Annotated in this window: 1 protein-coding gene; it reads right to left on the reverse strand. The window is 44.4% G+C overall.

Annotation, left to right across the window (positions count from 1 at the left end):
- Nucleotides 1–2 precede the first annotated feature (2 nt).
- Nucleotides 3–14,408 carry a non-ribosomal peptide synthetase gene (locus RIC88_RS14115; RefSeq protein WP_350218199.1) on the reverse strand — a complete coding sequence of 4,802 codons (14,406 nt, stop codon included), beginning with the start codon at nucleotides 14,406–14,408 and terminating at the stop codon, nucleotides 3–5.

A 14,408-nucleotide genomic window follows, 5' to 3' on the forward strand; every position in this document is an offset into this window, starting at 1 on the left:
ATTCAATTTATTTTTTCACTAATAGTGTTTTTGTCTGATATTGAGAGTTCATTAGCCTTCCACTTATCAATTTGATTTCGAAGAATCTTACTTGTTTCAATTGGGTTGTGGCTTATGAACAAGTGATGAGCTTTAGGAATAACCGTCATTTCTAATTCATCCGAAACAGCGTTCCAGCTTTTGTATTTTGATTCATAATTTTCAAGATGGAAATCACTGTCTCCATACACGGTATGTACGGGAACTTGGAGTTTGTAATTGCTTTGTAGTAGTTCAAGCAAAGTTGCATTTAGCGTATGGGTCAATCGCGTTTCTCTCTTCACATTGTCGAGCACCTGCTGCCTAGAGGCAGCGTCTGCATTGGTCAAGTATTCCTCGCCAGTACTCACGTAGCTCCAGATTTCCTCATCGCTCATATTGTTGAGGCTGGAAACCCTTTCCTGTAGCTCAGTTTCGGTGAGTAAGAAATTTGCTCCAAGAATTAGGCCTTTCAATTGGTGGTTCTGCCGCAATTTAAAAGATAACCAGGTGGCGATTAAAGTCCCGGAGCTATGACCGTAGAAGATGATCTCACCTGTTACCTCACCCTTGATTTCCAGAAGCAGTAAGTCCAGTACCTCAAATAAGTCCTGATGATGATCTTCTTCCAAGTCGTAGGTTCTCCATGGGAGGTTTGCGATGTATACGTTGCTATGGAGGGCAAGTTCGCGAGCCATCTGCCTGTAAATACCTTCAACAGCACCGATGTACGGTATAAGAATAACACTCTGGTCGAATTGAGGTGAGAAAAAGAAGTTTTGTAAGTAACAATTCGTGGAAGAATCACCATACACTTGCGCGGACGGCGGTGTCACCTTGCTCCTTTGTTTCAGACTGAGGGAATAAAGTTGATCGATCAGGGACTTCAGATATTTCTCATAGGCTGAAGTAAGCTGCTTCATTTTGTCAACTTCAAAATCATCTGTATTGTAACTGATAGACAATCGCAACCGACCTGCAACAATCATCCCTGAGACGCTAATTGGTAATTCATATCCATTGAGTTCATTGGTATTGGCTCCAAGTGTCTCGTCCGCATATTCAAAAATGGTATGATGCTTTTTACTGTGGGTTAACTGATGGCCAAAGTCACCCAGGTAATTAAATTCAATGGAGGCCTGATGCGAAGGCATCTTTTCGTCGGTAAGGTGTTTGATCACCCCATGGTCAAAGCCTTTGTTGGGTATTTTTCGTAGGGCTTGACGTACGTGTTTTAGCACCTCCAATGCCTGCCCCGAGCGGACAGAAAGCAAGAATGGATACACTGAAGTAAACCAACCCACGGTGCGGTTGACATCCACTTCCGGAATCACCTCTTCTCTGCCGTGTCCCTCCATCTGAACGATGGACTGGTTAATATCAAAGACGTCTTTTAGAGCCAAGCCTAGCCCAGCTAGCAGTACATCATTAATTTCAGTATCTAAAGCATGATGTACCTGGGTTTGAATCCGCTCTGTCATATCTTCTGAAAGAAAGAGCATTTGTGTGTTGTTGTAGAAAAACCTTTTACTTGATGCGGCAATATCTTGAATTTTATTGGGAGCAACCTCCCAAGAGTTGTCGGTCCAAAATGCTGCCTCTGCAGTGAGTGAATCGCTATACCTCTGCAATTGCTGGGACCAGTACTTGAAGGAATCTGTCTTTGGTTGTAATCCCGGATCATTACCCTGATCAATTTGATCGTAAAGGATGGCCAAATCTTCCAGAAGTATTCGCCAGGATATACCATCCATGATCAGATGATGTACAATCAATCCAACTCGATCAGCGCCTTCTGCTGCGAAATGACAGACCTGTAGCAATGGTCCTTTCGTCAGGTCAATGCCTGATTGAATCTTATTACCGACCGCTTCAATTTTTGCATATATGTCTTCCGAAGAGGATATTTCTTCATAGGTCAGGGAGAAGGCTGCCTCGAGGTTGTCTTGATGCGTTTGTGACCAGACTCCATCTTTTTCGATAAAAACCATACGGAGGGCGTCGTGATGTGTCACAAGGTGGGTAAGGCACTGACGGATTACTTCATGATTAAGCTTTTTCCGGCTTTTCAATACGATAGACTGATTGTAATGCTCGGGGTGTGGGAGTTCGAAGTCAAAAAATGCCCTCTGGATTGGTGTGAGTTGAACCCTTCCTGTCACCGTCGATTGATCGATCTTCCGTTCTGCTTTCTTAATCAGCGCTGCTAGTGCTTGCACATCCTTGGCCCTTAGAATGTCCTGTACTTTCAATATCAGATCTTTTCGTTTGAGCTTTGCAGCAAGCTGGATGGATTTGATGGAATCTCCACCTAGCGAAAAAAAGCTATCTTTTAATCCAATAGGCTGATGGCCTAAGACTGCCTCCATCACGCCTACCAGCTCGATTTCTAAATCGGTCTTTGGTGCGACGTATGTAGTCTTGTTACCAAAGTCTGCAAACTCTCCCAGACGAGCCTTATCCACCTTACCATTTTTAGTAAGAGGGAAAGACTCCAACTCGACCCAATGATGCGGAATCATGTAGTGAGGCAGGCGTTCCTCTAATTGCAACTGAAGGGCAGTGGGAGTCAAATCCTGATTTTGAACGAAATAGGCAACCAGATGGTGACTTCCGTCTTCCATTTCAAGCATCTCGAGCGTTGCCTCCGTTACGCCGGGCAGTGCACCTAGCTGTTGTTCTACCTCACCGAGTTCTACTCTGAATCCATTAATTTTGACCTGATCATCTGCACGGCCAACGTAAACCAAATTACCATCGTCTCTCCAATACCCAAGATCACCAGTTTTGTACATCATGCCATCTGATTCATGAGGGTTGGGGATAAATCTTGATTTGGTAAGTTCTTCGCGATTGAGATAACCCTGTGCTAAGCAATCACCGCCAATATAAATTTCCCCTACAATTCCCATCGGCTGTAAGGCCAGGTCAGTACTGAGTACGTAAACACGACTATTGGCAATAGGTGTTCCGATAGTGATGTCTGAGGCATTGTCTACTTTGAAGACAGTACAGCCCACTGTTGCCTCAGTGGGTCCATACTCATTGTAGATTGGTATGCCAGGAGCTACTTTTTGTAATCGATCAACATGATATGATTGCAGCGCTTCTCCTCCCACTATTGCAAATTGCAGATTTGTTTCGCCAAGTACTTTTTCCTCTTCGATTATGGAGATATGGGAAGGCGTAAGCTTTATTCCGCCCAGATGATCGGTCAAATAAGCGTTTAATGTTTCTGCAATCTCATCTTCCTGTCTGAAGACTCTGAGCATTGACCCTCGCAAAATGGTGAAGAAGACGCAGCTGATGGTAAGATCAAATGATAAAGAAGTAAAGAGACCGAAAGATGCATTCGATCCCTCAGCAAAGTAGTGGCTCAATCCCCAGCTGACATAGTTGTACAATGAGTCATGACCTATTTTTACTCCTTTAGGCTGACCCGTCGACCCGGAGGTATAGATCACGTAGGAGGTGTCCGAAGCCCCTACAGCTACTGGATATGTCGTACGGTTCCACTTGTCCTGGCTGGAGATAAAATCTGCCAATATATTAGTGTCCAGGCAAGCTTTGCATTTGCTGTCCTCCATGAGGAAAGCCTTGCGTTTTTCGGGATATTTTGTATCTACAGGCATGAATGCTGCCCCAGACTTCATAATGCCCAATATTCCCGCGATGGCCCACGGGCTGTTTTCTAAGTGAAGTGCCACCAAATCTCCTTTGGCTATTTGGTGATCCGTCGCAAGGTACCAAGCTATCTGATTGGATATTTCGTCTAATTGAGCATAGGTAAATTGCTTTTCTTCCTGTGCGACAGCTACATCGTCAGCAGATGCAATGGCTTGCTTTGCAAAAAGATCCAGCACCGTGCCACTTCCAAAATCAACATGTGTGTCGTTCAGCTTTCTGAGCTTTTGAAGTTCATTTTCAGACAGGAAATTGATTTTATGCAGCTTAGAGGAAGGTAACGCTATGAAATTGCCGATCAGTCGGACGAAATGGTTCTGGATAGCTGTCATTGTCTCCCTGTCATACAACCGTTCATCGTAGCGGAACAGGATTTCCAAGCATCCGGGGGATGGCAAAATGATGATATTTAGTCCGTAATTATTATCTTCAAATACTTCCACTGAAGCCACCTGGAGATCCATTCCAAGCCCGTCCTTCACCTGATTGACTTCCTCGAAGAGCAACTGTTGAACCGGGAAGTTTTCAAACGTCAGGATATGATTGATGAGCTCCATTCCAAGCTCATTTCCTGATTGCACCTCTGCCAAACTCATGTAATGATGAGGAGTGGAGGCTATGGTTTCATCACGCACTTGGTGCAACAGGTCTTCCACGGTCATTTCAAAAGGGTCATATCTCACCCGCATCGGGATGGTATTGATGAAAAGACCGATCATTTGTTCCACACCATGCAGCTCACCAGGTCTGCCAGAAACAACCGTACCGTATACCACATCTTGTGCGTTGTTGTATCTGGCTAGGAGAAATCCCCAAGCTGCTTGCATAAGCACATTTTGTGTGATGCCCAAGCTGCGACAATACCTATCGAGCCGGTCGTACTCTTTACCTTTCAAGTAGTAGCTGGTTGAAACCTGTCTAACCTCCTCACCGTAAGATTGCTGCTTGCGCTTGGGCAGAGAAGCAATGGTTCCGTAGTCGCTCAGATAGTCACTCCAATACCGTAGGGATGTAGATTTGTCAAGTTTTTCTATCCACTGGATGTACTTCACGTAAGGTTCATTAGCCAACGGAGGTAATTCTGCCTGGTTAAGTTTATGATACAAGATTTGATAAAAATCGTTGATCAGGTATCCAACACACCATCCATCCATCAGGATGTGGTGATGACTCCAAATGAATTCGAAATTTCCCTCACCCATATCTAGGACCTTTAGGCGCATTTGTGAGGGATTTTCAAGATCAAACCCCTTCATTCTGTCCCTTTCCTTTTCTTCGTCCAGCCAGGTGTCTTTCGAGTCAAATTCGAGTTGTTTAGACCATCGGAGGAAAGTGAAGTTCCCACGGGCAGTGCTGTATACGATTTGTAGAGGCGTTCCTCCAACATCATTCCTGAAGCTGGTTCGCAAGACAGGGTGGCGATCAATGAGGCATTGAAAAGCCCATTCCAGCAATTCAGGGGAGAGATCTTGTGCGGAGAGACTGTATGACATTTGTTCCATGTAAAGTGTCTTCGAAGGCTCAGCCTGCCAATGAAAATACATGCCTAGTTGCAGTGGTGAAAGTGGGTAGGCATCTTCGAGTTCCCCACGATCCGCAAGCTTCAATACTTCGTACCATTGAAGTTGCTTGTAGGTCAGATCGGAAGGAGTCAGATAGGTTTTTTCTTGATCCTTCAAGAGCAATGCGTATGATGAAATCGCATCCTTAAAGTTTTTACAGAAGGCCGAGATGGTAGCTTCTAAGTAATGAACTGAAGGATAGTTAATTGTCAGCCTCAGTCCATCTTCAACGATGATCCCCACAACACTAAGGAATCCTTCATCGTAATGATCCTCTGCTATATTGGAACCCAATGATTCTGATGCATACTCAAATCGGTTGTCTGCGGTTTCTCCAGAAAAAGAGTTACTGAAATCCCCTAGAAAATTATACCCGATCTGGTAAGGAAATTCTCCGCTTAGGTATGAAGTGAAGTACTTCAACAGTCCGTATTCCAGTCCATTTTCAGGGATACTGCGTATTGCTTCTTTGGTCTGAACAATGTTTTCAATGTCAGAAGTATTGGTAGCGTATTTTAGGACATGTGGAAAAACACTAGTGAACCATCCTACGGTTCTGCTAATGTCAACAGCTTCGCATAGAGAGGTGCGACCATGACTTTCCATCCTTACCATGCACTCTTCTATCTGGAAGGTCTGGTGGATTGCCTTCGACAGTGATGTGAGCAAGATGTCGTTAATATCTGCTCGGCAAACTCTGTTGGACTCTCTCTGGATTGTTTCAACGATTGAGCGGGGCAATGTAAAGATTTTCTGTTTATCCTGTTTGATTTTGCTCGATCTCTCGCCAATATCAATAGGAAATTCAGGTAGCTGCCTGGCTGCCAATCGAATCCAATGTGTTCGGCTTTTTCCGATGTTTCTAACCTGCTTGCGCAATTGGAATGCCCATCTTTGAAAGGAGTCTGTCTTGAGAGGCAGCTTTACTGGAGTCCCCGTGGTGACTTGCTCATAAGCCGTGGCCAGGTCTTCCAACAAAATCCTCCAAGAAACGCCATCAACTATCAGATGATGAATAATTATGCCCAGTCGGTCTCCGTCTTGCAATCGGAAGTGCAGCACCTTCAGCAATCCCCCATCTAAATGTAGACTTGCTTGTGCTTTTGATCCTATTTTTCTAATATTATCAGATGGGTTAGCGGCTTCTGATAGGTCGAAATAGTCTACCTCAAAATGAGAATCATTGATTGCTCGATGAGACTGTTTCCAACTATCTCCCTTCAGTGAAAAAACGGATCTCAACACGTCATGATGGCATACTACAGCCTCCCAGGCCTTACCAATTGAAATCGTCTCCAGCTTTTCCCGGGACATCAGAAGCATTGACTGATTGTAGTGATTGGGTGTCGGGTGATTTAAGTCAAAAAAGGAAAGTTGAATAGGAGTAAGCAGGGACTCACCAACCACCTCTGATTGGTCAACAACCCTTTCGGCTACTTTTACCAAACGAGCCATCGCGTCAATCTGAGGATTTCTCAGCATGTCTTCGACCCTTAAGGCCCAGCCATGCTGATGTAGTCTTGATACTATCTGAATACATTTGATAGAATCCCCTCCAATGGCATAAAAATTATCTGTAAGACATACTTCTGAAAGCTGTAAAACATCTTTTAGTACCTTGACTAGTATCTGCTCCTGTTCATTCTTTGGCTGGATAATTTTTCTGGAAGCAGGTTCTGGATCAGGTGCGGGTAGTTTGCGCGTGTCAATTTTGCCATTGCTTGTAAGTGGGAAGTGAGCTAGCTCTATATAGGTATGAGGAAGCATGTGGGCAGGAAGACGATCTTCCAGAAACACACGTAGTTCATCGGTATCGACAGGTTTCTCCGATAGATAGTAAGCTACAAGTTTATTATCCTTTGAAATGAGCTTACAGTCCTTGACATAGGAGTGTGTTTTCAGGTTGGATGCTATTTCTCCAATTTCTACTCTGTAACCTCGAATTTTGATCTGTTCATCTGCTCTTCCTAGGAATTCCAACTCACCTTTTTTGGTCCAACGACCCAAGTCACCGGTGCGGTACATCTTGCCTTGTCCGAAAGGATTGGTGATGAATTTTGAAGAGGTCAATTTACGGTCTTGATAGTAACCTCGAGCCAATCCGGGTCCGGTCAGGCAGATTTCTCCAATAGCGTTTATCGGTGTTAATGATTCCCCGGGACCCATGAGATACACTTGAATGTTGGGAAGGGGAGTTCCTATTACACCAGGTATCCACTCCAAGTCAACTTTTCGAAGTACTCCTCCAATAGTGGCTTCTGTTGGTCCGTAGTGATTATACAATTCAATATCTGGGAATTTCTTGCGTATTACCTCTGTTATTGCTGGTGAAAGCACGTCTCCACCGAAGATCAGCTTTTTCTGAGGAACTAACTTGACGTTTTCCAGCGCTTTCCAGTGTTCCGGAACAATTTTGAAACAGTCGATAGAATGATGTTCGAGGTAGTCTTGAAATAAAGCAGCATTTAGCGTTGCAGATTTCTCCATTACATGTAGACAACCTCCACTAAGTAAGGCACCATACAAAGTGGTGTACCCCAAGTCAGCACAGAGTGAGGTAGGCAGAGCGAACGTCTGACATTCGTCAATGGAGATCGCTTCCACCATAGCCAAGTAGTAATTCACTACACTGCCATGGTTAATCATCACCCCTTTTGGCTTACCAGTAGACCCAGAGGTGAAGATCACGTAGGCCAGATCATTCGGATCAACTTTATGTAGATGTGAAATCGGAGTGATCTCTTCTACGTTCTTTTTGAAAAGGTCAATGAACGGTTGATCGATACAGAGTCCACCTACATCATTAAGAATTGTGTTTTTACGACTTTCAGGCAATTCCGGATCGATAGGCACATATGCCGCTCCCATTTTGAGTATGCTTAGGATGGCTATCACAAACCAGTCGCTATTCTCCAATGAGATACCAACTAAACAATCAGAGGTGACCTCTTGCTCATGATACAGAAAAGAGGCCATCTTGCTGGAGATCAGGTCGAGTTCGGTATAAGTCCAATGACGATCGGCAAAAACGAGGGCATCCTTACCTCCATGGTTCTGTGTGGTAGTTTCAAATAAGCTTAATAGCGTGTGCCCTGAGTCAGGAAGCTTCTTTCCTGTTCCAAAGGCCTTCAAACTCTCAAGTTCTTTTTCTGTAATGACTGTGATTTGGTTGAGTGGTTTTTCTGGTTGCTCCAGAAACTGCCGTAGCAGTTGCTCAAATTGTGCCTGCATTCGTTTGATTAGTTCGGAATGATAGCGCTCTTCGTTGTACTTGAAATCAACTTCCAGTCGCTGGTTTCCTTCAGATATGATAATTTCAAAATCGTAATTAGTTTCTCCAAAGGAGGTCAGAGAATCTAGTTTTAGCTCCACAGCCGAATCTTTCACCTCCATCAGGTTCTCCAACGGATAGTTTTCGAATACCAGTATATGGTCGAATAGGGTTCCTTGCATATCGCTGGTACGCTGCAGGTCCCCAAGGTTCAGATAATGGTGTTCCAGGCTTTGTGCAGCTTGATTCTGAATGGATCGAACCAGACTGCCTGGAGTATCTTGATCCCTATCAAAACGTATCCGAACAGGAACGGTATTGATGAAAAGACCGACCATCGACGCAATGCCTTCAAGTTCTGGAGTCCTGCCAGAGACGACAGAACCAAAAACGACGTCATTCGTGTGATTGTATGCGGCAAGGAGGTAGCCCCAGATGGCTTGCATCAGGGTGTTTTGAGTGCATGCATGATTCCCACAAAACGTGATAACTTGTTCCAGAGTCTTACCTTCGATACAGATGGAACTGGTTCTTAACGTGCGTAATTCTCCCTTGGAGGGTGTTGGGGGCGAGGTGATCTCAATATATCCGGCAAGATAATCGTTCCAGTATTGCTCTGAAATGTTGGGGTCAATTTGTTGTAGCCACTGGATGTAATCCGAGTAGGGTCGAAGCTCCGGAAGGGCTATTTTGATGTTGGTCGTGGCTGCCGAAAGTAGTTGATAGAATTCATTGACCAGGATACTCACACACCAACCATCCATTAGGATGTGGTGATGTGTCCAAACGAACTCGTAAGTCCCGGGTGTAACTTCAAGAACAGTGAGTCTCATTTGACCGGGTTCCAGCAAAGAAAATGGTTGGTTTCTATCCAATTCAATTTGGTTTTGTACCCAGGTTTCTGCATCCTTGCCATCGAGAGTTGGGTTTGTCACAAATCTAAATCTTGTTGGGACCTGCTTGTGAACAATTTGAAGAGGTATGCCTCCGTATTCGTTGTGGAAACTTGTCCTAAGCACGGCATGCCTCTGAACCAATTGGTCATAGGCCTTGGAGAGATATTCACTGTTCAATTTTTGGGACTTGATCCTGTAGGCTGTCTGTTGGTGATAAATGGAGTTCTCAGGTGCTGACAACCAGTGGTAATACATACCCATTTGCAATGGGGACAGTGGATAAACATCTTCCAGATTGTATGCTTCCAATACTTCCAGTTCATCAATTCTCAATGATTTGAAGGTTAGATCTGAAGGTGTCAATCTTGGGGTCCTGTCAGTTTGAGACAAGGATTCTATCAACTGCTCCAGAGAAGCTTGAAAGCACTCTGTCAGATTTCGGATCGTCTCCTCTTGATAGTGTATTTCCGAGTAATTGATGGTCATAGTCAGTTTCTCATTGACAACCATTCCAGCTACGCTGATAAATACCGGACGTTTGTTGGCTTTACTCACCTCCAGGCCAAAATTTTCCGCTGCATAGTCAAATAAGCGATCTTTATCACTTGCAGTTTTTACACCACTACCAAAGTCGCCTAGGTAGTTAAATTCAATCTTACCTTGAATATCAAGTCCCTCTTCATTTCCGAGGAACTTCAGGATGCCATAATCAACTCCATTATTCGGTATCTTGCGTAGTCCTTCCTTGATGTCGATCAGTGACGACTCTATATCCTCTGATGCCGAATCCATGACAAATGGATAAATCGAGGTAAACCAACCCACTGTACGGGTTACATCCACATGTTCCAGGATCTCTTGCCTGCCGTGCCCCTCTAATATTATCACGTATTTTTTGGCTTCAAAAACTTCCTCTAGAGCGATGCCCAGTGCCGTTAGCAATACATCGTTTATCTGTGTATGGTAAACTCGGTGGATGACGGTTTGAAGCAATTCGGTCTTTTCAGGACTGAGCGAAAAATGACATAGGCCGTCAAGGGTTGCAGTAGTTTCATAATTTCCTTTATCTATGGGTAAAAGAGGCAAATCGACCGTTGCCTGAGCATTCCAGTAGTCAGCTGCCGATGACCGGATTGGTGCGTAATTTCTGAGCTCGTTGGACCAGGTAAGATAGGCGTCGGTTTTTAACGGAAGTTTGGGTTCTTTGCCAGAGATGTTTTGATGGTAAAGTGTGGAAAGGTCTTCAAGCAAAATTCTCCATGAAATGCCGTCGCTCACCAGATGATGGAGTACAAGACCCAATCGGTAATTGTCGGATAGACGGATTATGCAGACTTTGAACAAAGGGCCGTGCTCCAAATCCAAGCATTCCTGCATTTCATCTCCGATTTCTTCTATCAATAGATCGGCTTCTCCTTGACCCCTAAGATCATGGTATTCCAATGTGAAGTGATCTTGATCGGTAGAGAGGCAGTGTTGTACCCAATTATTGCCTTGTCTTATGTATCTCATTCTGAGGGCGTCGTGATGACTGACCAAATGATCAAGACTTTTGCGCAAGGAATGTTCCTCTATGGGATCATTGCTTTTGAGAAGCACCGACTGGTTAAAGTGGTGGACATTGGGTAAATCCCATTCGAAGAAGTTAGCTTGGATTGGTGTGAGCGGAACTTCCCCAACAATTTCCGATTGCTCCACTTGTTTGACGGAAGTGGCCAGCTGACTAACCAACTCCAAAAGGTGGGATGTCCTTAGAATATCTCCAACTTTGATGGAATAGCCCTTTTGCTTCAACTTCGAAACCACCTGAATGGACTTGATCGAATCACCTCCAATATGGAAAAAGTTATCAGAAAGGCTCAAACCTTTTTTATTCAGTACCTCCTCCAGGGTTTCGATTACCAGATGTTCAAGAGGAGTGGAGGCTGCAACAAACTTTTCGCTTTTCTCACTTTGGTTGGGGTGTGGCAACGCTTTCCGATCTAGCTTGCCATTGGATGTAAGTGGAACTGAGTCCAGTGGTATCCAATAGTGAGGGATCATGTAGTCAGGCAAATGTTCAGACAGTGCATCACTAAGCGCGTCACCATTCCATCCATCTTCTGGAATGATGTAGCCGACCAGTACTTTTTCTCCATCTTCCCAAGCTATCGGCACACATACACCGTCTTTAATGCTAGACATCTGTCTGATGTGGTAAGTGATTTCCCCAGGTTCAATCCGGAAACCTCGAATCTTTACTTGATCATCCTTTCTTCCTATGAATTCCAATTCTCCGGCGTTGTTCCAGCGGGCCAAATCTCCGGTTCTGTAGAGTAATTCACCTTCCGCAAAAGGATTCGGTACAAAACTGGCACTTGTTTGCGATTCCAACCCACAGTATCCTGCAGAAAGGCTAGCTCCGGAAAGGCACAGTTCTCCTACTGCACCTAAAGGTTGAAGGGCCAGGCCGTCATTTAGTACATATACCTTGGTATTCGAAATCGGTTTTCCGATGGGTATAGGTTGTGACCAATCCGTGCCGACCTTGTGATAGGTGGCTACGACCGTGTTTTCGCTAGGTCCATAATTGTTGTAAATCTGAAATTTGGGTTTCTGATTCAGTTGCAGCCGATCTCCCCCAGTTAATACCACTAAATCATCTAATTGGGTATCCAGGCTTACAAGGTTCTGACAGATTTGTGTGGGTAAATAAATGTGACTTATCCTATTGTTAATCAGGAATTTCTCAAGCGCTGACATGTCATACCGAAGCTCTTCTTCGATTGGGAACAATGAGGCTCCTGACATGAGATAGGGGAATATTTCCCAGACGGAGGCATCGAAACCGATGCCGGAGTACAATGTACCGCGACTTTCAGGTACAAGTTCATACACCCTCTGATGCCAATGACACAAATTAAGCAAATTGCTGTGTGTGACCATTACCCCTTTTGGCTTTCCGGATGAACCAGAGGTATATACGATATATGCTACATTAGAGGAGGCCACATCAATGGGTGACCAATTTTCGGCGTCAGTTGCTTCCCTGTAAGCAAGATATGTTGACATGAAGTCATTGTTAATGCATACCTTACTCTGGCTGTCTTTCAACATGTAGTTGATGCGTTCTTCCGGATAGGAGGGATCAATCGGAACATAGGTGGCTCCAGCAGACAAGACTCCAATGACAGCAATAATGTAGTCAGCACTTCGATCCAAGCAGATACCCACTCGGTCGCCAATTTGGGTACCATGATCCTTAATCAGATGGCTGGCCAGAGCTCTAGTTTCCGAAGACAGGTCCTCATAAGTCCATTTCCGACCATGGTAGTTGAGGGCCAGGTTGTGGGGTGCTGACGCCACTTGACTATCAAACAACTGCATGAAATTTTGGTCCAAAGGGTATTCAGCGGAGGTTGCGTTGAATTGAATTTGTTGAAGATAAGTCTCTTCATCAGAAAGAAAATTGATTTGACTTACTGATGAGGATGGTGCCTGGATGAGATTTAAAAGCAATTCTTCGTAATGCGCAAATAATTGTTCGATCATCTCCACCTCGTAGACATCTGTGTTGAATTCTATCACGATACTGAACTGGTCAGCAAATTCTAGGACTTCAACATCCATGTCAAACTTTGGTCGGCATGTTCCTGAGTGGATCTTGTCTAATCCGAAGTTTTCATCGGAACGGAGGTCCACCAAGCTCTGATGGGAAAAGCTGATGTCAAATATGGGGTTTCTTCCTGGGGGTTGCGCCAAGTTTAATTCATCGCTCAACTGATCAAACGGATAGGACTGGTGACTGTAGCTTGAAAGACAGGTTTCTTTGACTTTTTGGAAGAAAGACAGGAACGCTTCTTCAGGATCAATATGTGTTCTCAAAGCTAATGTGTTGACATAAAAACCTATCTGATCCGTCAAATCAGCATGATCTCTACCAGCAATTGGGCTGCCAATAATGAGATCTGTTTGTCCTGTATAGCGATATAGCAAGACTTTCCATGCGGCTAATAACCCCATAAAATTGCTCCCGCCTTCTTTCTGACAGAAAGTACCTAACTGTTTCTTCAATGAACTTCTTAAATGCTTCACAATACGAAAGCCATCAAATGTCTTGAGATGAGGTCGGGTCTTTGATGATGGCAAATCTATACGCCCTAATTCACCATCAAGCTGGGCTAGCCAGAAATCTCGATGTGTGTCCAATGCCCCTTCCTTCAACTTGTGTGCCTGCCAGTGTGCAAAGTCTTTGTACTGGATCTCTAGAACGGGTAACTCCGGTGCAGAGCCACTGACCAGCGCATGGTAAAAGACCATGAGGTCTCTTTTCAAAAGATCAGTTGACCAAGCATCAGTGATGATATGATGCATGTTGTTGTAAAGCATATATCGATCATCATGAACCTTTAAAAGGGAAATCCGAAACAAGGGGCCGTGCTCCAGGTCAAATGGGATATAAGCATCTTTTTCTGCATATTGAGCTGCTATTGTTTCGGGATCCTGTTCTTGACTGAAGTCCAGTATTGTCAAGTTAAATTCAAATGTTTCTGCCTGTTTGATCCACTGTCTGGTCTCTCCCACGTCGTTTTCTAAGAACACTGTTCTTAGTATTTCGTGCCGGCTTATAATGCTGCGGATGGCATCTTTAAAGAGTGCTTCATTAATTGGAAAATCAATTACTTGAAGCGAGGGCAAGTTATAGGCGATCAGACCATCTTCCACTTGGGCTGCCATCCAGATTCTTTGCTGGGCATTGGAAAGCACATATGATTCTTGCTTTGGTGCAGGGGGTATGTTACTTACGCTTTGATAGGACTTCAAATAGTCGCTTACCTGTGACTTGGACTTCTTAAGTTCACTCAGTAGTGTTGGAGGTACCACCTTGTCCGGGCTAAAATGTATCTTAAGATTGCCGTCCTCCTTGAGCTCCAACTGGATCTCATGCTTTCTTAGTTCATCCAGCAGGTGATTGATATGATCGGTGTGGTTCTTCAT

The sequence above is a fragment of the Ekhidna sp. genome (genome assembly GCF_040220215.1).
GTDB lineage: Bacteria > Bacteroidota > Bacteroidia > Cytophagales > Cyclobacteriaceae > Ekhidna.